We start from the raw sequence: 22134 nt of genomic DNA on the forward strand, positions 1-22134 counted from the left end.
GTTCAGAACACCTGCCATGATGCGGGTGCGGCCGTGCACGGAGTGCCCTCGTGGAACCACAGCACCCCCGCCTCCAGGTCGAGTGCCGCGGTCAGCAGGGTCTGCCACCGCTTGTGGAAGGGCAGATCCGGGTCCGCGTGGCAGCACAGCGGGGCGCCGTCCTCGGAGTGGACCGCGATGCCCAGGGCGCGCTCGGGGACGGTGTCCGCCGCGAGCCGTTCGCGGTTGCGGCCCAACAGGTCGAGCCTGGGGTAGCTGTCGGAGGTGGCCCGCGCCATCTCCCCCCGGGCCAGTTCCGGGTCGAGGAAGTGGTTGGTGTGCGTGAGCAGACCGTCCTCGGGCCGGATCACCGCTGAGCCGCCCGCGCTGAGCTCCACGCACGCGGCGTCGGACCCTCCCCCGTCGTGGGCGACGAGCGTCAGCACCGTCGAGGCGGACACCCGCGCCGAGCGCGCGATCGCGATCGCCTCGTCCAGCCCCCGCGCGCGGTCCAGGACCTCGCGCGCCACCGCGTGCACCGGGACGCCGATCCCGTCCCCGTCCGCCGCGTGGTTGAGGATGTTGAAGTGCACGCCCACACCCGCGTCGTTGAGGCCGATCTTGCCGAGCATGCCGAACTCGGCGAAGTAGCGCACCTCCACCCCGTCGGCGGTGACGTGGCGGACCACCTGGGCGTCGGGGTTGGACTCGTCGTGCCAGTCCCAGGTCTGGAGGGTGATCGGCGCACCCCTCTCGGGCAGGACCACGGAGGTGGAGCACTCCCCCTCGCCGGTGGCGCCCACGGTGGCGAGGATCTCCGTGCGGGCGTTGAGCATGCCCAACTCCCACGTGGGACGCCCCGAGCCGTCGGCGAGGCCGCGCACCTCCTCGCCGAGGTCGGGCGACCATCGGTCGATGGCGTCGACCGAGGCGGCGCCCAGCTCGGGAAGGTCGGCGGGACGTACCCCCACCGCCTCGAACAGACGCCGGTAGAAGCGGACGTTGAGCGCGATGCCGTCGGCGCCCGCGGCGCCGACGAGCTTTCCCCTCGCGCGGGGGTCCGGTGTGTCGGCGATGAGCCGTCTGACCGTCATCGGACGGCACCCAGCACGGCGTCCCAGGCCACCTCGGAGGCGACGGTGGCCAGTGCGACGGAGTTCACCGAGTTCTCCCCGAGCGGCGGCGCGCCGGCCGCGGGCAGGTCGACCTCGTCCGTGGTGAGCGCGAACAGGGTGTCCCCGTCGTGGTTGGTGTGGAAGGGCTGGATGGCCCGGTGCATGGAACTGTGCACCTGGCGGCCGAACAGCCGTAGATCCTTGGCGGCCAACCGTACGTTGGTCACCACCACGGTCACCGTGGTGTTGCCGGCCTCAGTGGTGGGGGCGACCCCCTCCGACAGCGCCCGGGCGTAGTCCTCCCGGGGATGGCGTCGGGTGCCCGTGGCGGCGTCGTAGTTGCCGCGCACGACGGTGCCGTCGCGGTCGACGACGACGCCGACCGGGTTGACCACGGTCACCACCAGGATCCGGACGTCGCCCAGGTGACGGAAGGCCGCACCCTGTCCGGAGAACTCACAGCGCGCGGCGGCGATCTTTCCCGCGGAGGCGCTGATCCCCGCGCCCGCGCGGCCCACCGTGACGGAGCCGGGCCGGGCCGCGAGCAGGGCCGCGCGTCCCAGCGCCGCGTCGGGCACCACCGCGTTGGGTCTGGCTCCCAGGTCGTAGACGACGGCGCCCGCGACGGTGCGCAGGTCCCGCCAGCCGACGCGGTTGCCGGTGCGCAGCAGCAACTCCTGCTGCACCCCGGTGGCGGCGGCCAGGCCGTAGGAGGAGCCGCCCGCCACGCACACGGCGTGGTTGAACTCCTCGTAGCGGCCGACGATACCGATCGCTCCGCCGCGCGCGTCCACGCTGGTGCGGGCGCCGGCGGGCACGGAGACGACGGTGGCGCCGGTCGGGCCCTCGGCGTACTCGGCCGTGCCCACCTCCACTCCGGGGAAGTCGAAGTCGACCGTTCCGGAGCCGTCGCCGTGGACGGGGACGAGCCGGTCGAAGTCGTCGTTGCCCGGTCCCGGCTCCCAGTCGGGGACCGGGACGAGCCGGGGCGAAACAGTGCTCACTGCTGCTCCTGAGGGTCGTTGGTGCTGTGGGGGCGGACACTGCCGAGGACGGCGTCCCAGGCCGCCTCGGCGGCGATGGCGCCGACGGCCACGGAACGGGGGACGTCGTCGGCGCCCCGGCCCAGGTCGATCTCGTCGGTGGTGAGCGCGAACAGGGTGTCCCCGTCGTGCTCGGTGTGGAAGGGGACGATCGCGCGGTGCATGGATCCGTGGACCTGGCGTGCGAAGTGGTCGAGTTCCCGGTCGTCGAGGGCGGCGTTGGTGACCACGACGGTGAGGGTGGTGTTGCCGTGCTCGGCGCGCGGGACCGCGGCGGCGTCCAACGCCGTCGCGTAGTCGGAGTCCAGGTGGCGACGGGTGCCCGTGGCGGTGTCGTAGTTGCCGCGCACGACGGTGCCGTCGCGGTCGACGATGACTCCGAGGGGGTTGACCACGGTCACCACCAGCACGCGGACGTCGCCCGCGCGGCGGAAGGCCGCCCCCTGCCCGGCGAACTCACAGCGGGACCAGTCCACCTTGCCCGCCGACGCGGAGGCGCCGGCGCCCACGCGCCCGACCGGAACGGAGCCGTGCCCTGCGGCGCGTACCGCCTCCCTGCCCAGGCGGGCGTCGGGGACCACGGAGTTGTCGCGGGCGGAGAAGTCGTAGATGACCGCGGTCGAGACCAGGCGCAGGTTCTCCATGGAGGTGCGGTTCCCGGCGCGGGTCAGCAGCTCGGCCGCGACCCCGGAACCGGCCCCGAGGCCGTAGACCGAACCGCCGGTCAGGCACACGGCGTGCGCCAGGTACTCGAAGCCGCTGCTGAGCCCGATGGCCCCGCCCCGGGCGTCGATGGCCATACGCGCCCCCGCGGGGACGTGGACGACGGTGGTTCCGGTGGGTCCCTCCGGGTAGGTGGCCACGCCGACCTCGACCCCGGGGAAGTCGTAGTCGACGTGCCCGTGCGGGCGGCCCGGTCCCGGCGTCGGCGACAGGTCGGCGTTGCCGGGCCGGTCCCCCCAGCTGGGGACGCCGGTGAGGCGGGGCGCCTCCGGCGGTGGTTCGGGACTGGTGTTCACGTGGCCTCCAGGAGTCGGCGTGAGTAGGGGTGTCGGGGAACGTCGTGGAAGACCGACGTGGGCGCGGTCTCCACGATCTCGCCGCGGAGCATGACCGCGACGCGGTGGGCGACGTAGCGCACGGCGGCCAGGTCGTGGGAGATGAACAGCGAACCGAAGCCGTGCAGCTCCTGCAGGTCCCGGATCAGGTTGAGGATCTGGGCCTGGACCGAGACGTCCAGGGCGCTGACCGCCTCGTCGAAGACGATGAAGCGCGGTTCGGTGATCAGGGCTCGGGCGATGGCCACCCGTTGGCGCTGGCCCCCGGAGAGTTCGTGCGGGTGGCGCGTGTCGACGCCCGAGGGCAGGCCGACCCGCTCGAGCATCCGCCGGGCGGTCTCCCGGTGCGCCCGCAGGGAGGAGCCGTCGCGGGCGGCGAGCGGTTCGGCGACCGTCGCCCCCACCTGGAGCCGCGGGTTCAGCGACCAGTGCGGGTTCTGCAGGACCGCCTGGATCGCCCCCGGCCTGCGCCGCGCGCGGCGCATCGGTTCACCCAGGAAGGTCACCGTCCCCGATGTGGGGCGGCGCAGACCCAGAGTGACCGCTCCGGTCGTGCTCTTGCCGGAGCCGGACTCGCCGACCAGGCCGAGCGTCTCGCCCGCGGCGACACGCAGGTCGACGCCGCGCATGGCGTGCAGGACGCGGCGCGCGCGCCCTCGGCCGGAGGTGAAGACGGTGTCGACGTCGCGCAGTTCGACCACGGTCTCGGGTGTGCTCACGATGCCGCCTTCACGTCGGAGGGTGCGGTGGCCTGGGACTCGGGCCGCAGGCACAGGACCGTGCGGCCGTCGACGTCGCGGGGGAGGGGGCGGTGGCCCTCGCAGTCGGCGACCGCGCGCGGGCACCGCGGGGCGAAGGCGCAGCCCTCGGCGCCCGCCGCCAGGGTGGGCGGACCGCCCGTGATGGCCGGCAGGCGACGCCCCGGGACGGCGTGGGCGGGGTCCGACTGGGACAGCGCGCGGGTGTAGGGGTGTCGCGGGTCGTCGAGCACGGTGCGGGTGGCGCCGTCCTCGACGACCCGGCCCCCGTACATGACCGCGGTGCGGTCGCACCAGCGCCCGACGGCCCTCAGGTCGTGGCTGAGCCACAGCACCCCTGTTCCCTCGTTCCCGGCCAGGTCCATCACCAGGCCGGTGACCTCCTCCCGGGACTGGGCGTCCAGGGCGGCGGTGGGCTCGTCCGCGACCAGCAGCCGGGGAGCGGCGGCCATCACCGTGGCGATGACGATCCGTTGGGCCATACCGCCGGAGATCTCGTGCGGGTACAGGCGCAGGACCCGGTCGGGGCGGTCGATACGCACCCGCTCCAGCAGGTCGACCGGGTTCCGGTCCTCGCCCGCCGACCCGCGCAGGGCGAGCCGCATCTGGCGTCCGACACGCAGTGTGGGGTCCAGCGCCCCGACCGGGTCCTGCGGGATGAAGCCGAGGACGCGCCGACGCAGGTCGCGCAGTTCCCGGGGGTCGAGCGAGAGCACGTCGCGGCCGTCGACGGCGACGGTACCGCCGGTGGCGACGTTCGACGGCAGGAGCCTGCCGACGAGCAGTCCGAGCGTGGACTTGCCCGATCCGCTCTCGCCGACCAGGCCGACCCGCTCGCCCGGGGCGACCGTCAGATCCGCTCCGTCCAGGGCACGGGTGAGGCCGTGCCGGGTGGTGTAGTCGACGGTCGCGCCGTCGACGCGCAGCAGGTGGTTCACAACGACCTCGCCTTCCGGGGTTCGAAGCGGTCCCGCAGGCTGTCACCGATGACGTTGATGGCCACGATGGCCAGGACCAGGATGACGCTGGGCGCCAGGAGCGCCCACGGCGCCTTGACCATGTAGACGGTGCCCTCCTGGATGAGCAGTCCGAGCGAGGAGCCGGGAAGCTGGACCCCGTACCCCAGGAAGCTCAGACCGCCCTCGACCAGGATGGCGACGGACAGGGCGTAGGTGGTCTGCACGGCGACCGTCCCCGAGACGTTGGTCAGCACGTGCCTGACCATGATCCGCGGGGCGCTGACCCCGCTGATCCGGGCGGCGGTCACGTAGTCGCGGACGCACACCAGCCGGGCCGCCGCGCCCACCATCCGGGTCATCAGCGGCACGGTCACCAGCACGATGCTGACCAGTGCCGCGGTCCGACCCGGCCCCACCACCGACGCGACCAGGATGGCCAGGACGATGGCGGGGAAGGCGTACAGGACGTCGCCGATCCGCATGACCACGCCGCCCGCCGCCCCGCCGTGGTAGCCGGCGACGATGCCGCCCGCGGTGCTGATCAGCGCCGTGCACAGCACCGCGGCGGCGGAGACCACCAGGGTGGTGCCCACGCCCTCGATCACCCGGGGCAGCAGGGAACGCCCCAGGCTGTCGGTACCCAGCGGGTACTCCGCCGTGGGCGGGGCGAGCCGGGGTCCGACGATGGCGGTGGGGTCGCCGCCCACGCCCGCCAGCGGACCGGCGACGGCCGCCAGAATGAGGAACGCGAGGACGCCCGCGCAGGTCAGGGTCAGGGCGTCGAAGGAGGCGACGACGTCCCGGACCGGGGTGCGCGACCGCGCGCGTTTGGCGCCGTCGGTGGCGGTGTCCTTCATCGGTTCCTCCCGGAGACGGCCACCCTGGGGTCGAGCAGGCCGGTCGCGATGTCGACGATCAGGCTCATGAGGACGAACACGGTCGTGGCGAGCAGGACGCAGGTCTGGATGACCGGGTAGTCGCGTCGGCCGAGGCCCTGGACCAGGTAGGAGCCGACGCCGGAGATGTCGAAGACGCTCTCGACGATGACCGCGCCGCCCAGGAGCATGGCGGTGATGGTCCCGGTCAGGGTGAGCACCGGCACGGCCGCGTTGCGCAGCACGTGGTGGGTGATGATGAACAGCCGGGTCTCCCCGCGGGCCACGGCGGCGGACACGTGCGGTTCGACGAGGACGTTGAGCACCGAGTCGCGGGTGGCCCGCGCGGTGGCCGCGATCGCGAACACCGCCAGGACCAGGGACGGAGGCAGGAGGGCGACGATCGTTCCGCCGAGATCCTGTGCGGGTGAGCCGACCGCGCCCACGCTCAGCCCCAGCGGGAGGCTGGACAGGGCGAAGACCACGATCGCGGCCAGGACGTAGTCGGGGACGCTGATGCCCAGGCTGCTGACCAGCCGTCCCGCCGCCGTCGATCGGGCGGTTCCGGTCCGTGTCCCGGCCAGGACGCCCAGCGGGACGCCGATGACGACCGTCCAGACCACGGCCATCGCGGTGAGCAGGGCGGTGACGGGCAGCCGGGCGGCGAGTTCTCCCGCGACGGGCTCGCCGCTGGCCAGGGAGCGGCCGACGTTGCCCGTCACCGCCTGGCCGAGCCAGAGCAGGTACTGCTCGCCCACGGTGTGGTCGAAGCCGAACTCCGTGCGCAGCGCCTCGCGTTCCTGAGCGGAGGCGAGTGGACCGAGGACGATCTGGGCGTAGTCCCCGGGCAGGAGCCGGACGGCCGTGAAGATCAGCACGGAGGCGCCGATCAGGACCACGGCCGCGCCGAGCAGCCTGCCGGGGAGCCAGGTGAGGAGGCGCATGTCAGGAGCTCACGAGACGGAAGTCGGTGATGTTGCGCAGGATGTCGCCGTACCCCTCGACGGAGTGCAGGGTGGGGCTGACGGCGTCGGTCCGGTAGCCGATGACGCTGGGGCGCGTGACGAGGGGGACCACCTCGGAGCGCTCGTCGACGGCGGTGCACAGGTCGGTGAGGGCCTCCTCGCGCTCCGGTCCGCGCGGGGTCTCGCCCACCTGGACGACCAGGTCGTTGACGGCGGGGTCACCCGCCATGAAGTCGGCCGTGAACGCCGCGGTGTCGGTGTTCCACCAGCGTGAGACCATGCCCGCGTCGCCGTAGCCCGCGTACCAGCTCACGCCCATGTCGACGGTCGCGGTGGAGCCGCTGTAGAGGGCGGCGCCGAAGGAGGCGTCGTCGACGATGTCGATGTCCACGCTGAGGCCGTGCCCGGCCAGCTGCTGCTGGACGACCTGGGCGATCTGGCCGGGGGCCGTCTCGGAGTTGAAGGTGACCAGGGACAGTTCGATCTCGGTGACGCCCGCCTCCTCCAGGATCTCGGCGATCTCGTCGTCGCCGATCCGCGCGGAGGGCAGTTCGCCCGCCGGGCAGGCGTCGGGCAGTGCGGCCGGGGCGACCCCGGTGGGGCGGGCGTGGCCGCCCAGGGCCAGTTCGGCCAGCTGGGTGCGGTCGACGGCGGCGTTGACGGCGAAGCGCACGCGGTCGTCGGAGAGCGGGGAGTCGGGGTCGGCGGAGTTGAGGATGAGGTAGTAGAAGTCGGTGTTCTCCTGGAAGACGACGCGGGCCGCCGGTTCCGCCGCCAACTGGTCGAGGGTGTCGACGTTGTTGAAGTAGGCGAAGTCGCTGCTGCCGTCGCGCAGGGCCGCCGCGCGGTTGAACTCGTCCTCCACGATCGAGATCTCCAGGCGTTCGACGGCCGGCGGGTCGCCCCAGTAGTGCTCGTTGGACTCGAAGGTCCAGGACTCGTCCTGCGCGTGATCGGTGGCGACGTAGGGCCCGGTGCCGATCATCTCGGTGGTGACGTCGACGGTGCCGTCGTCGACCTCCTCCATCGGCAGGATCCCGGCCGGGGTGTTGGCCAGGGCCCCGAGCAGGGCGGTGTGCGGGCGGTCCAGGTGAACGGTGACCTCGTGCTCGCCGGTCTCCTCGACGCTCTCGACGGGACCGAGCTGGGCGGCCCACGTGGACTCCGACTCCAGGAGGAATTCCAGGCTGCGCCGCACGTCGCGTGCGGTCATCGGGCGGCCGTTGGAGAAGACCGCGTCGTCGCGCAGGGTGAACACGTAGGTGGTCGGGTCGGGGGTCTCCCACGACTCGGCGAGCGAGGGAAGGAACTCGAACTCCGGTCCTACCTCGACCAGAGTGTCGTAACTCAGTCCCATCAGGCTCCAGGAGCGGGCGACGTCGGCGGTGCGCGGATCGAGGCCGGCGGCCTCGGCGGTGTCGTAGTCCAGGTCGACACGGAGGGTGCCGGTGCCCTCCAGTGAGTCGTCGGCCACGGCCAGGTACCCGGGCTCCTGTTCGGCGGCCGGGTCCGCGGCGGGACCGGGGTCCGCGCCGCAGGCGGCGAGTGGGACCAGGAACACGAGCGCCGTACCCGCGGCGGCCAGTCGTTTCGTCATGGTGGTCGTCCTTCGGTCGGCTGGGGGATCGGCCTCCGGACACGTTCAGGACCGGGGCCGGACACCGGAATGCCGGATCGTTCCGGCGTCCTGCGAACCTAATGTGACCCGCTCCACACGTCAAGGGGGTCGTGTCGGTTTCTTCTCTAGAAATTGCAGGTCATCGACTACTGAGTGGAGTCCCTGTGCGTCGGGAAGTGAGCGTTGACGGCGGATCCGGATCCTGTTTAGGCTCCTTATGCCGGAACGATCCGGCATGACATGTCTCGGTGGACGGACCACCGTTCGCCGATCGGGAGGAGGCGACGTGTCCCACGCACACCTGGCGCGGTTGGTCCGCTATCCGGTGAAGGGACTGGCCGGCGTCGACGTCGGGAGCGCCCGCGTCGAACCCGGGCTCGGACTGCCGGGGGACCGCCGCCTGGCGCTGGCCCGCGACGGTGCGGAGCCCTCGGCGCGCTGGCGTCCGCGCGAGGAGTACCTGCATCTGGCGCGCGACGCCCACCTGGGCTCCCTCCGGGTACGACACGACGGGGACCCCCACGCCCCCGTGCTCGTCGACGTGCCCGGAGCGGGGGAGTTCACGGCCTCGCCCGGAGCCGAGGGGGACGCGCTCGGGGCCGCCGTGGCCTCGCTCGGCGCGGCGGGCGGACCGGCCCCGCGGCTGGTGGCCGCCCCGGTCGGCCAGTGGGACTGGCCGCGCGCGCACCTGTCCGTCGTCAACCTCGCCACGATCAGGGAACTGTCCGAGGCCGCGGGGGTCGAGATCGCCCCGGAGAGGTTCCGCGCCAACCTGTACCTGGACGGACTGCGCCCGTGGGAGGAACTCTCCTGGATGGGCGGCCGTATCGAGGTCTCCGGCGCGGTCCTGCGCGTCGTCCAGCCCACCGACCGGTGCCGCGCCACGACCGTGCGGCCGGGGTCGGGCGTCGGGGACCTCAACGTTCCCGCCCTCCTCGCCACCGCCTTCGGCCACGGATTCTGCGGGGTGTACGCGCGGGTCGAGGCGGCGGGGACGATCGAGACGGGCGCTCCGGTCACGGTGACACCCGGTGAGGGGGAGGCCGTGGCGCCCTCCGGCGCGACCCCCTCCTGGCCACGGGAGGCCACGGTGGTGCGCACCGTCCGCGAGAGCGCGAACGTGCGCAGCGTCTGGTTGGCCGACCCGCTGGGCGGGCGGATGCCACCCCGGCCGGGTCAGCACCTGCGGGTCCACCGCGCCTGGACCGGATCGCCCGGGTGGCGGTGCTACACGGTCTCCGCCGTCGAGGGAGCCCGCGTGCGCGTCACCGTCCGGCTCGACGGAGACGTCTCCACGTGGCTGCACGGACTCCGCGAGGGCGATCCGGTGACCGTGACCGGGCCCTTCGGCCAGGCGACGACCGGTCCGGAGGCCTCATCCGCGCGCGAGCTCGTCCTCTACAGCGCGGGGGTGGGCATCACCCCCACCGCGGCGTGGCTGCGGCACCTGGTGCGCACCCGCGACCCCGCACGCGTGCGGGTCGTGCACGTGGAGCGCCGCGCCGCCGACCTGGCCCTGTGGGACGAGGTGTGCGCGGCCGTCGCGGCACTGCCGGACGCGCACGCCCGCCTGTTCCTGACCGGGGAGGACGACCCGGACGCGCTGCGGGCGCTCGGCGCCCGCCCCGGTCGCCCGGCCGGCGCGGACCTGGCCGCGGACGTCGCCGATCCGGAGAGGACCGACGTCCTCCTGTGCGGCCCGCGGCCGTTCGTCCGCGCGGTGCGCACGGCGCTGGCCGCGGCCGGCGTGCCCGACGCGGCCGTGCGGACCGAGGCCTTCACCGCCCCGAGGCGGGTCCGCGTCGAACCGCCGCGCACGCCCACCAGACCGGGCCCCCACGAGGTGCGGCTGGGGGAGGACCGGTTCACCTGGGCCGCCGAGGCGGGGTCGCTGCTGGAGGCGGCCGAGGGGGCCGGGCTGTCCCCGGAGCACGCCTGCCGGGTCGGCACCTGCGGCACGTGCGCGCGCCGACTGCGTTCGGGCCGGGTGGAGTACCTCCTGGAACCCACCGTGGACACCGAACCGGACGAGGTGCTGCTCTGCTGTACGGCTCCGGTGGAGGACGTGGACCTGGGTCCGTGAACCCCGGCCGGGCGACCCCCGGATTAGAAGTCCGGCGATCTGGTGCCGCCACGTGCCTTTTCGTGCCGTTTCATGTCACCCCATCCGATCGGCCGTGTCGTCTAGGGCCGTGTGGTGCCACCCAGTGTCGTGTCAGTACGGAACTGAAGAGCAAGAACGGAGCATGAACGGGCCGGTGGCGGCGTCCGATGGCACCTCGCGAGGTTCTCGAGTGGTCGTTGCGCTGTGATCGTGTTGCTCTTAGTGGCCGGACGCCATTCCTACTGCTCAAAAGGAACATGAGACTTTAAACATGCTGGGAATGTCCGGATCCGGACAGTATGGATCTCGGTACCACTCCCGGTGAAGAACCCGCATGTCGTTCAACTTTGCACTAAATGATGTGCCTTGCGTCACTGTGGCGACGTTGGATCACTGCTGCTAATTTCCTGCCCGGTCCCAGGACAACCACCTGCCGCGTTCCGACGACGCGGCACCCCACGAGGTGATCCCCCGACCCTGGGCTGGAGCTCTGCCATGTCCCGCCGTGTGCGAGCAACCGGCGCCGTCGTCACGGCGTCGTTGCTCCTCATGTCCGCTCTGTCCACCACGCCCGCCTCCGCGGCGGAGGAGCCCGATTCCGGGCCCTCTGTCTCCAACGCCGACCTGGTCGGTGAGCAGGAGGCGCTGGTCCTGGCCCAGGAAACCGGTGAACCGGTCGAGGTCACCGCGGCCACCACCGAGACCACCCGCCACCTGGCCAATCCCGACGGCAGCTTCACCATGGAGCAGAACGCCTATCCGGTTCGGGTGCGGAGGGAGGACGGCTGGACTCCGGTCGACACCGACCTGGTCGTGGCATCCGACGGCAGGGTCCGGCCCAAGGCGGTCAGCGCCGACATCGCCTTCTCCGGGGGCGGGGACCAGGACCTGGCCAGCATCGGTCTGGGCTCCAACTCCGTCGAACTCGGCTGGCACGAGAACCTGCCCGCACCCACCCTGAACGGCTCCCAGGCCACCTACGCCGACGTCCTGCCCGACGTCGACCTCGTGCTCACCGCCGGAGCGGACGGATTCGGCCAGGTCCTGGTCGTCCACACCCCCGAAGCCGCGCAGCACGAGGATCTCGCCGCACTGGAGTTGGCCCTGGCCACCACGGGCGTGACCATGCGCGCCGCTGAGAACGGCACCCTCGAAGCCGTCGGCGACCAGGGGCAGGAGACGGTTTTCAGCGCGGTGGCCCCGGCCATGTGGGACTCCGCGGGTGTGGAGGAGACCGGTGAGGATCCCACGGTGATGGCTCCCGCCGGTGCCCGCACCGAACTGCTCGACGTCGACGTGAGTCCCGACGCCATCCGGTTGGTTCCCGACGCGGCCATGCTCGCCGACGGCCAGACCGAGTTCCCGGTCTACATCGACCCCTCGCTCGCGGTCAGCAGGGTGGGGCGCACCTACGTCAACCGCAACTACCCCAGCCAGTCCTACTGGAACTACGCCACCTCCCACGACCCCGGTGTCGGATACGAACCCAACGAGGGCAGCACCAAACGGGCCTTCTGGCGGTTCGGCATCGACTCGCGCACCCGTAACGCCGACATCGTCCGGGCCACCTTCCGTCCCCGGGTGACCCACGCCTACGGGTGCACCGACGCCCAGGTCGAGCTCTGGCGCACCAACGCCATCACCTCCTCCACCACCTGGAGCTCCCAGCCCTCCTGGAAGACCAAGCTCGACACCCAGACCATCAACGCCGGCCGCACCCACTGCCCCGACGGCCCCTCCCCGACCGTGGAGTTCGACGCCACCGACGGCTACGTGTGGAGCCGCGACGCCGGCCACAACACCACCACCCTGGGCCTGCGCGGCAACGAGACCCGCTCCTCCAGCAACTGGGACTGGCGGCGCTTCGAGTCCAACCCGACCCTGCAGGTCGACTACAACAACCCGCCCGAGGTCCCCACCGAGCTCTCCGACTCCCACGGCGGCACCTGCTCCACCGACCCCGACAACCCCCGGCTGATCAACGAGACCCGGCCGACCTTCACCGCCTACGTCCGCGACCGCGACTCCACCTCGGCCAACCGCCAGAAGGTCAAGACCCGGTTCGCCTGGTGGGTGGACGGCCAACGGCTCGGCGACGTGGACACGGCCTCCACCAACGTGGCCGTCTGGTCCTCCGGCTCTTACCAGTCGGTTCAGTCCGACGCCCTTCCCGAGGACGTGTTGATCGGCTACCGGGCCAACGCCCACGACGGCACCTCCTGGTCGGGCTGGTCCGAGTACTGCTACCTGACGGTCAGCACCTCGCGCCCGGAACAGGGCCCCGCAGTCGCCTCCACCGACTACCCCATCGGCGACGAGTTCCACGGCTCCCCGGGCCAACCGGGCGAGTTCACCTTCACCAACAACGGCGTGGCGGAGGCCTCCGCCTACTTCTACGCCCTCAACGACGACACCTGCTCCACCGAGATCACCCCCGCCACCCCGGGCGAGTCGGTGACCGTGACCCTCACCCCGCGCCTGGAGGGGCCCAACTGGATCTACGCCCGAACCGTGGACGCCTTCGGTAACTCCTCCGACTGCGTACTGGCCTACTCCTTCCTCGTCGCACCACCCAGCGACCCCGTCGTCCACTTCCCCTTCGACGAGGGGCAGGGAGACCGAGCCACCGACGTCGCCAACACCGAACGCGGCGCCACCCTCTCGCAGGGCGTGGACTGGGTCAGGGGCAGGGTCGGCTCGGTGAGCAACCCCGACACCAACCCCACCCCGCGCCTTGCGGGCACCGCGGTCCACACCAGCGGCTACACCGACGGCGACCCCGGCCCCTACGACGAGATCACCGCGGACGGACCCGCAGTCAACACCAGCGGAACCTTCTCCGTCTCCGCCTGGGTGAAACTCGACCGCGCCGACGCCCACCACACCGCCGTCGCCCAGGAAGGCACCCAACAGAGCGCCTTCCACCTCGGCTACCAGGGCAACACCGGCCAGTGGGTGTTCAAGATGTCCCCCGAGGACGAGTACTGGGACGGCTCCCGCGACTGGGCCTACGTCATGTCCACCGCACCGGCCGAGGTCGGCGCGTGGACCCACCTGCTGGGCACCCACGACGCCCAGACCGGACAGATCACCCTCTACGTCGACGGCGTCGAGCAGGGCACCGCCACGCACACCGGCCCCTGGAACGCCCAGGGCCCGCTCACCATGGGACGCGCCCTCTTCCAGGGCGACGGCAACTACTACTGGCCCGGCGCGATCGACGACGTCAAGGTGTGGGACCGCCTCGTGCTCAACGACACCGTCTCCGACACCGAGACCACCTCCGAGGCGTGGCGCCTGGCCAACCGGCCGGTGGCCGCCGAGGGCCGGTGGATGCTCGACGAGTGGGACGGCACGGCGGTGGCCGACTCCACCGACCACGGACTCGACGCCGTCCTCAACGCCGATCCGACCACCGCCTGGAACGTGGCCGAGAACGACGTCACGGCCTCCCCCGGTGTCCGGCTCAACGGGTTGGACGAGTACATCGAGGCGGGCGGCCCCGCCGTGCGCACCGACCGCAGCTTCGCCGTCTCGACCTGGGTCCGACTGGACGAGACCGGCAGCGGACACAACACCACGGCCGTGAGCCAGGCGGGCGAGTTCCAGAGCGGATTCCACCTGGGCTACCAGGGCTCTCAGGGCGCGTGGGTGTTCAAGATGGCCCCCCACGACGACGCCCCCACCTCCGGCTCGGACGGATGGACCTACGCCTACTCCACCACTGCGGCCCGGCTGGGGGAGTGGACCCACCTGACCGGCATCTACGACCACACCAGCGGAGAACTCGTGCTCTACGTCAACGGATTCGAGGAGTCCAGGGTGGCGGTCGACCACGCCTGGCACGCCGACGGCCCGCTGCGCATCGGCAGCGCACAACACTCCGGTTCCAACACCTACCACTGGACCGGAGACATCGACGACGTCCACGCCTACCGCGGAGCACTCAACGACCGCGACCTGAACCGTGTGTACGCCGGGGTGTTCCCCGACACCCAGAGTTGACCTTCCACCACCCTCCCACCACCCCAACCCCGTGACCGTCTCCCGCCCCACCGGGAGGGAGACAGGAGGACCGCTGTGACCCCCCGCCGCGACACGACCCGCCCCGGACCGATCCGCAGAGGCATCACCTACTCGATCTCCCTGGTGCTGATGGTCAGCCTGCTGAACGCCATCCCGGCATCGGCCATGGGCTACAATCCGCGCCCGGAAACGACGGATGTCCCCTCCGTGGAGGGGCGCGACCTGGTCGCCGAGGCGACGGAGCGCGACGACGCGGTGGCCGAGGCAGCCATGACCGCCCCGCGCGACGCCTCCTGGCCCGAGGCGTCGACCACCGACGTGGACCTCGGCGGCGAACAGGCACGCTCGTTCAGCGCACAGACGGACTCCCCGTTCTCGGTCACTGCCGTGACGGGAGAAGACCTGTCCGGGTGGCAGGTCCCCGAGCACTGGGCAGGCGCGAACACCGGACGGGAACACGAGGGCGAACCGGACACGCCGTCGGGGGAGAACGGCGCCCTGGACCAGCCGTCCGCCCCCGGCACCGACGACGAACCGGTCGAAGAGAACTCCCCCGAGGAAAGCACCGCCCCGGAAGAGGACAGCGACAGCGGATCCGGGGAAGCGGCTCCCGAGCCCGAACGCAGTCCTTTGCCCCCACGGGACGAACTACGCCGGGAACCCGTCGACGAGAACGCGCCCGAACCCACGGAGGGTGGGAACGGTTCCGGTGCCGTACTTGACCCCGAACCCGTGGAATCGGTCCGGATCGAGGTCCTGGACCAGGAGACCACGGAGGCGGCCGGGATCAACGGTCTGCTGCTCAGGGTCGCCCGCACCGACACCTCACCCACCGTCGCTCCGGTCGCCCTGGACATCGACTACACCGACTTCGCCGCCGCCTTCGGCGGTGACTACGCCTCCCGCCTCCAGATCACCGAACTCGACGACTGCGTTCTCGACGACTCCTGCGGCGACGGAGACACCGTCACCCTCGACTCCACCGAGGCCCTGGACAACGACGTCCAGCAGCAGACCCTCAGCGCGGTCGTGCCCGCCGCACCCGACCAGGGAGCCCTGTTCGCCGTGGCCGCCTCCGCCGCGGGGGGCAACGGCGACTACGGCGCCACCCAGCTGTCGGCCTCCTCCACCTGGAACGTCAACACCCACTCCGGTGACTTCTCCTGGTCCTACGGCCTGACCACCCCGCCCGCCCCCAGCCAACTGGCACCCTCCCTGGGCCTGAGCTACTCCTCCGGCGGGGTCGACGGACGCATCGCCACCTCCAACAACCAGACCTCCTGGATCGGCGACGGCTTCTCCTACGCCCCCGGGGCGATCGAACGCCGCTACGCCGCGTGCGCCGACTCCGGACACAAAACCGGTGACCTGTGCTGGAACACCGACAACGTCACCCTGTCCATGAGCGGACACTCCGGCGCCCTGGTCAAACACGACGACGGCACCTACCGGCTGACCAACGACGACGGCACCAAGGTCGAACGGCTCACCGGCGCCGACAACGGCGCCAACGACGGCGAGTACTGGAAGGTCACCACCCCCGACGGCACCCAGTACTTCTTCGGCCGCAACCGCCTGCCCGGCTGGGCCAGCGGAGACCCCGAGACCGCGTCGACACAGACCATGCCCGTCTACGCCGCAGAGTCCGGCCAACCCTGCTACGACCCCACCTTCGCCGACTCCTGGTGCCAACAGGCCTACAAGTGGAACCTCGACTACGTCGTCGACGTGCACGGCAACGTCATGACGTACTACTACGACGCCGAGACCAACCACTACGGCCGCAACCTCACCAACACCGCCACCCCCTACGTACGCGCGGCCAACATCAGCCGCATCGAGTACGGGCTGCGCAGCGACGACGTGTACGCCACCGCCCCGGCACGGGTGATCTTCTCCACCTCCGAACGCTGTCTGACCACCGACACCTTCGACTGCGCCGCGAGCGAGCGCACCTCCGGCAACGCCGAGCACTGGCCCGACGTGCCCCTGGACCTGGACTGCGACGCCGACTCCTCCTGCGCGGGACAGCACTCACCGACCTTCTGGTCCACCAAGAAGCTGGACACCGTCACCACCCAGATCCACCAAGGCGGAGAGTACGTCCCGGTCGACTCCTGGACCCTGGCGCACTCCTTCCCCGAAGCCGGAGACGGCACCGGGGCGACCCTGTGGCTGGACTCCATCGAACACACCGGGCACGTCGGCGGCACCGAGACCATGCCCAAGGTCTCCTTCGGCGGCACCCAGTTGCCCAACCGGGTGGACTCACCGCAGGACAACCTCGCTCCGATGCTGCGCTGGCGACTCACCGAGGTCTTCAGCGAGTCCGGCTCCCAGCTCGACATCACCTACTCCGAACCCGAGTGCGTCCACGGCCAGACACCCGAGCCGCACGACAACACCCAGCGCTGCTACCCCGTCAAGTGGACCCCCGAGGGCGGAGTGGAGCTGACCGACTGGTTCCACAAGTACGTCGTCACCGAGGTCAACGAACTCGACCTGGTCACCGACCAACCCACCCTGACCACCAGCTACGACTACGTGGGCACCCCGGCATGGAGGTACACCGAGGCCGACGGCATGGTCAAGGACAAGTACCGCACCTGGGCGGACTGGCGCGGCTACGACCGCGTCATCGTCCGCACCGGCCGGGAAGGCGACGTCCGAACCGAGACCGAGTACCTCTACTTCCAGGGCATGGACGGTAACCGGACATCCAGCGGCGGAACCAGGAACGCCACTGTCACCGACTCCCGCGGTGTCGAACACACCGACCACAAGGCACTCAGCGGCACTCTCCTCGAGACCATCGTCCGTAACGGGGAGGGCGGCCAGGAGCTCTCACGTGAGATCACCGTCCCATGGCTGAGAAAGACAGCGGAGGTCACCCACTCCTGGGGCAGCCAAACCGCGCACATGATCCAGACCGAACAGAAGGTCGCCTTCAACCGCAAGGCCGACGGGACCTGGTTTGAGACCCGTATCGACAACACCGTCAACGACGCGGGCGCCGTCACACGCGTACGCGATCACGGAGACGTGGCTGTCGACGGGGACGAGGAATGCGTCAACACCACCTACGTCAGCAATGACGACGCCTGGATCCTCAACCTCGTCTCGCGCAACGAGACCTTGGCCGTGGACTGTGAGCAGTCCCCCAATCGACCCGATGACGTCGTCACCGACGAGCGTGTCTCCTATGACGGCGGTGCCCACGGCACCACTCCCACGCGTGGACTTCCCACCCGCACCGAACGACTCGCCTCCTACACCGATGGTGAGCCCACCTACCAGATCATCCAGCAAGCCGCGTTCGACGACTTCGGCAACACCATCTCCGAGACCAACGCGGCCGACGGGGCGACCACCACCGACTACACCTACACCGCAGCGGGCCTGCCGGAATCGGTCACCGAGACCAACCCGCTCGGCCACACCACCACCACACACGTCGACCCCGCCCGGGGCCTGCCCGTGTCCGAGACCGACGCCAACGACCGGACCATCACCATGGCCTACGACCCCCTGGGCCGCCTCACCGGCGTGTGGCTGCCCGGCAGGGACCAGGCCGCAGGCGATACCCCGACCACGAGGTTCGAATACCACATCCGCCAAGACGCGCCCAGCTCGATCGTCACCCACAGCCTGCGCACACCGACCGAATACACCACGACCTACGAGATCTTCGACGGCTTCCTACGCCCCCGACAAACCCAGGTCCCCAGCCCCTGGGTGGACGGGGGACGGCTGATCACCGACACCGTCCACGACACCCGCGGCCAAGTCGTCAAGGTCACCGAGGCCTACCACAACGAACAGGATCCCAGCGACACCCTGTTCACCGCCGCCGACACTGCCACGATTCCCCAGCAGACCGAGACGATCTACGACGGGGCCGGGCGCGCCACCGACGTCCTCCACGTGGCCTTCGGCCAGGAGCGCTGGCGCACCAGCACCGAATATCACGGCGACCGCACCTTGGTCACCCCACCTGACGGGGGCGTGGCCACCACCTCCATCACCGATGCCCAGGGTCGACTGGTCGAAGCACGAACCCACCACGGGCCCACACCCGAGGGTGCTTTCGACGCCATCACCTACACCTACGCCAAGAACGACGAACTCACCACGGTCACCGATCCCGAGGGAAACACCTGGACCAACACCTACGACCTGCTCGGTCGCCTGATCCAGACCGAGGACCCGATCTCGGGCACCGCCACGATGACCTATGACCAGCTCGACCAACTGGTGACCATCACGGACGCGCGCGGGGAGACCCTCGCCTACACCTACGACGCCTTGGGCCGCCAGACCGGACTGCACGACGACTCCCCCGAAGGCCCGCTGCGCGCACGGTGGGTCTACGACACCGAGGCCAAGGGACACCTGACCTCCTCCACCCGGTACGTGGACGGCGCCGCCTACACCACCCGGGTGGTGAACTACGACACGTTCTACCGGCCCATCACCACCGAGATTCTCATCCCCTCCAGCGAACCCGGGATCTCGGGCCGGTACCGGTTCGGCACTCACTACAACCCCGACGGGTCGATCAATCACCAGACCATGCCCGCCGCGGGCGCACTTGGCCGGGAGCCGGTGGCCTACTCCTACAACGACCTTGGGCTGCCGACCCAGATGTCGGGGATGACCGGATACGTCACGGACACCCATTACAGCAAGCTGGGCGAGATCACCCAGCGCACGATGGACATCGACCACAGCGACACCTCCCCCACCTGGCTGACGCGCCACTACGACGCCACCACCGGACGCCTGGCCAAGACCAGCCTGGTGCCGAAGCTGGGGGTCTCCGGATCGCTGGTGAACCAGCACTACACCTACGACGACGCGGGCAACGTCCTCAACCTGCGCAACGAACCCACCGCCGCCCACCTGCAGTCGGACGTGCAGTGCTTCACCTACGACCACATGCGCCGCATGACCGACGTGTGGACTCCCAATACCACCGGGGAGCAGGCCTGCGACGCAGCCCCCTCAGCTGACTCCCTGGGCGGCCCGGCGCCCTACTGGCACTCCTACTCCTACGACACCCTGGGTAACCGCACCACCGAGGTCCAACACGGTCCGAATGGCGACATCACCCGCACCTACACCCACGGTGACGCCTCGGGGCTGCGGCCGCAGATGCTGACCCAGGTGCAGGAGACCGGCCCCGGCGGCGACCGGTTGGAACAGTACTCCTACGACGAGGCCGGCAACATGACCGGCCGCACCACCGCCTCCCGGGACCAGAGCCTGGAGTGGGACGCAGAGGGCAACCTGGTCCGGGTCACCGAGGAGGACGGAAGCCAGACCTCCTACGTCTACGACGCAGACGGCTCCCGGCTGATCCGCCACACCCCGGACGCGGCCACGCTGTACCTGCCGGGCATGGAGGTGCGCTTCGACAAGCAGACCCTGCTGGAGGAGGCCACCCGCTTCTACTCCTTCGCGGGCGAGACCGTGGCGGTCCGGGAGAACGACGGCACCCTGTCCTGGATCCACTCCGACCACCACGGCACCGGCCAGGTCGCGGTCAACGCGCGTACCGGTGAGGAGATCCACCAGTACAGGACAGTGTTCGGTACCGATCGAGGCGGCGAAGGGCAGTGGCCCTCTGAGCGTGGGTTCGTGGGCGGCACGATTGATGAATCGACCGGCCTGACCCAGTTGGGAGCGCGCGCCTACGACTCGAACCTGGGTCGGTTCATCTCGGTGGACCCGGTCATGGACGTGACCGACCACCAGCAGATGCACGGTTACACCTACGCCAACAACAACCCCGTCGCCTTCAGCGACCCGGACGGTCTGTTCCCCGGTGGTTCTTGGATCAAGAACCTGGTCCGATTCCACTTGCAGATCGTGCGCTACGCGTTCCAGCGCAAGTATGGGGTCGACATTGCGGCTCATCCGACGTGGCGGCGGACGATGAACTGGGCGAGATCATCTTCGGGTGGTTCCGGAGGGTCCGGTGGAGGGACATATCAGAGTCAGCAAAATCAGGAGTATCTCGACGCTCAGAGGGAGAAAGAAGAAGCCAAGCAGAGGATGATCGACGCTGCGGCCGGTCTTGCGCAGGTCGCTGCGGACGAATTGGGCATTACCGCAGGGCTGGAGTGCTTTACCACGGGCGACCTCGGTGCATGTGGTGAGACCGCACTGAACGTCGCGTCGATGTTCGTCGGGGGCGCTGTCGGGAAAATCGCAGTGAAGTACGGCCTCAGGTGGGATAAGGGTGCCGAACTAGCCGAGAGGCTCTATAACCTCGGCGATGAACTGTACGACGCCATTCGCGACTTCACCCGGTCGAGCCGAAGAGTCGATGAGATCTGCCCCACGGGCGGGAACAGGAACAGTTTCGCGCCGGGCACGGGTGTGCTGATGGCCGATGGGTCGACCAAACCGATCGAGGACATCGACGTCGGGGACCGGGTGGTGGCCACCGACCCCGAGGCCGGTGAGCAGACGGACCGGGTGGTGTTGGCCACGATCGTGGGGTCGGGTGTCAAGACGCTGGTGGAGATCTCGGTGGATTCGACCACCGAGCGTCAAGCGCCTGAGGGCGAGGACACTGGCGCGGATGAGGATCGTGGTGGGGTTCCTGGGCCGACGGTGGTCGGTGACGGGGTGATCGCGACCGACGAGCACCCGTTCTGGGTCCCCGAACTCGGGGAGTGGGTCGATGCGATTGACCTGGCTCCGGGGATGTGGCTGCAGACCTCGGCGGGCACGTGGGTGCAGGTGTCCGCGGTTGAGGTCTGGACGCAGGCCGCGACGGTCCATAACCTGACCGTCCAGGGCGTCCACACGTTCAGCGTCGCTTCAGGTCCTGTACAGGTCCTCACGCACAACTGTGGAGGCCCTGGCGGAGCATCGAACGCAGCCAATGGGGCGAGACACAGGGAGGATCTTCGTAACCAGGCTGGGCCGCTTGGATCGGTTCAGAATGTCCAAGATATTCTTGATAACCCGGAATTGATTCGTAATGCGGATCCGAATGCTGTTCGGGCTTCTGTTGGCACCAACCCCAACTGGAGGCATGAGGGTCTCGGTGGGCGAAGTACGCACAGGGGTCAAGGATGGGTTTATCGTGAGTTCCGCAATGGTCGTGATACAGGAACGATGATTCGCTGGCACCCCGGTAGTTCGCATCATGGGAATATTCCTTATTGGAGGGTGACTTATGGGGACAATAGGCCAAATTGGACCGACCTGCCAGAGGAGTTGCAGTGATTGAGAAAACGCCAAACATTGAGAGCTTGATGTTCTCGATTCAAGTGGCGTCCTGGGAGGGCCGGCGTCAGGTTGAATGGATTAAGCGTACAGGTTTCGCCGAGGATGAGATCTCCCTTCAGTTGGATGATTTTTACCGGGCCGTGAAAAACTATGTCGTCTACATTGAAGGAGAGGAGTTTCCGGAATTTCTTGAAAATGGAATTCAAGAACTCCTTGATTTGTTTGAATGGCTGGCTGATACGCCGGAGCTCTGGACTTTTGATTCGATTGTTGCGGCCAAGGAGTGGGAAGTGGTGAGGGGGAGGGCCCGGAGGTTGCTCGCGGAGGTAAGGGGGTCTTCGTGGTCCCATTTCTTGGGTGATTCGGATTCTGTATAAGGGCTCATCTCA

The 22134-nt window shown here is 69.8% G+C and carries 12 protein-coding genes; 4 read left to right on the forward strand and 8 right to left on the reverse strand.

Annotated elements, in window-relative coordinates; genetic code table 11:
- Nucleotides 1-2 precede the first annotated feature (2 nt).
- Genes KIK06_RS05220 through KIK06_RS05255 form a run of 8 tightly spaced genes read right to left on the reverse strand, consistent with a single transcriptional unit; the run spans nt 3 to nt 8349 of the window.
- On the reverse strand, nt 3-1073 hold the full coding sequence (locus KIK06_RS05220) for a C45 family autoproteolytic acyltransferase/hydolase (protein WP_268642149.1): 1071 nt from the start codon (nt 1071-1073) through the stop codon (nt 3-5).
- The gene (locus KIK06_RS05225; RefSeq protein WP_268642150.1) at nt 1070-2098 is read right to left on the reverse strand and encodes a P1 family peptidase; all 1029 of its coding nucleotides are present in this window, start codon (nt 2096-2098) and stop codon (nt 1070-1072) included. The genes KIK06_RS05220 and KIK06_RS05225 overlap by 4 nt, the downstream gene beginning before the upstream one ends.
- Complete coding sequence (locus tag KIK06_RS05230) at nt 2095-3156, reverse strand: P1 family peptidase (protein WP_268642152.1); 1062 nt, start codon at nt 3154-3156, stop codon at nt 2095-2097. Before KIK06_RS05230 ends, KIK06_RS05225 begins: the two co-directional genes overlap by 4 nt.
- Nucleotides 3153-3914 (reverse strand): ATP-binding cassette domain-containing protein, encoded by a 762-nt coding sequence (locus tag KIK06_RS05235; RefSeq protein WP_268642153.1) that lies wholly within the window; start codon nt 3912-3914, stop codon nt 3153-3155. The genes KIK06_RS05230 and KIK06_RS05235 overlap by 4 nt, the downstream gene beginning before the upstream one ends.
- Complete coding sequence (locus KIK06_RS05240; RefSeq protein ID WP_268642154.1) at nt 3911-4891, reverse strand: ABC transporter ATP-binding protein; 981 nt, start codon at nt 4889-4891, stop codon at nt 3911-3913. The genes KIK06_RS05235 and KIK06_RS05240 overlap by 4 nt, the downstream gene beginning before the upstream one ends.
- Nucleotides 4888-5769: an ABC transporter permease gene (locus tag KIK06_RS05245; RefSeq protein ID WP_268642155.1), complete on the reverse strand. Its 882-nt coding sequence runs from the start codon at nt 5767-5769 to the stop codon at nt 4888-4890. Before KIK06_RS05245 ends, KIK06_RS05240 begins: the two co-directional genes overlap by 4 nt.
- Complete coding sequence (locus KIK06_RS05250) at nt 5766-6731, reverse strand: ABC transporter permease (protein WP_268642156.1); 966 nt, start codon at nt 6729-6731, stop codon at nt 5766-5768. The genes KIK06_RS05245 and KIK06_RS05250 overlap by 4 nt, the downstream gene beginning before the upstream one ends.
- 1 nt (nt 6732) lies before the next feature.
- Complete coding sequence (locus KIK06_RS05255) at nt 6733-8349, reverse strand: ABC transporter substrate-binding protein (RefSeq protein WP_268642157.1); 1617 nt, start codon at nt 8347-8349, stop codon at nt 6733-6735.
- A gap of 307 nt (nt 8350-8656) precedes the next feature.
- On the opposite strand from KIK06_RS05255, the gene KIK06_RS05260 reads away from it, so the two are divergent.
- From KIK06_RS05260 to KIK06_RS05275, 4 genes are all read left to right on the forward strand, one after another.
- Nucleotides 8657-10453, forward strand: coding sequence for an MOSC domain-containing protein (locus KIK06_RS05260; protein WP_268642158.1), 1797 nt, complete (start codon nt 8657-8659; stop codon nt 10451-10453).
- Nucleotides 10454-10969: 516 nt separating this feature from the next.
- Nucleotides 10970-14479, forward strand: a complete 3510-nt coding sequence (locus KIK06_RS05265; RefSeq protein ID WP_268642159.1) for a LamG-like jellyroll fold domain-containing protein — start codon at nt 10970-10972, stop codon at nt 14477-14479.
- Nucleotides 14480-14554: 75 nt separating this feature from the next.
- A complete protein-coding gene (locus tag KIK06_RS05270; RefSeq protein WP_268642160.1) occupies nt 14555-21742 on the forward strand; it encodes an RHS repeat-associated core domain-containing protein in 7188 nt (2395 codons plus the stop codon).
- A complete protein-coding gene (locus tag KIK06_RS05275) occupies nt 21739-22122 on the forward strand; it encodes a hypothetical protein (protein WP_268642161.1) in 384 nt (127 codons plus the stop codon). The genes KIK06_RS05270 and KIK06_RS05275 overlap by 4 nt, the downstream gene beginning before the upstream one ends.
- Nucleotides 22123-22134 lie beyond the last annotated feature (12 nt).

It is taken from the genome of Nocardiopsis sp. EMB25 (assembly GCF_026797795.1).
In the GTDB taxonomy this organism is placed as follows: Bacteria; Actinomycetota; Actinomycetes; order Streptosporangiales; family Streptosporangiaceae; genus Nocardiopsis; species Nocardiopsis lucentensis.

Excerpts from the sequence above, each read along its gene's own strand:
- KIK06_RS05220 (WP_268642149.1), bottom strand. The coding sequence starts at position 1,073 with ATGACGGTCAGACGGCTCATCGCCGACACACCGGACCCCCGCGCGAGG.
- KIK06_RS05245 (WP_268642155.1), bottom strand. The coding sequence starts at position 5,769 with ATGAAGGACACCGCCACCGACGGCGCCAAACGCGCGCGGTCGCGCACC.
- KIK06_RS05250 (WP_268642156.1), bottom strand. The coding sequence starts at position 6,731 with ATGCGCCTCCTCACCTGGCTCCCCGGCAGGCTGCTCGGCGCGGCCGTG.
- KIK06_RS05255 (WP_268642157.1), bottom strand. The coding sequence starts at position 8,349 with ATGACGAAACGACTGGCCGCCGCGGGTACGGCGCTCGTGTTCCTGGTC.
- KIK06_RS05265 (WP_268642159.1), top strand. The coding sequence starts at position 10,970 with ATGTCCCGCCGTGTGCGAGCAACCGGCGCCGTCGTCACGGCGTCGTTG.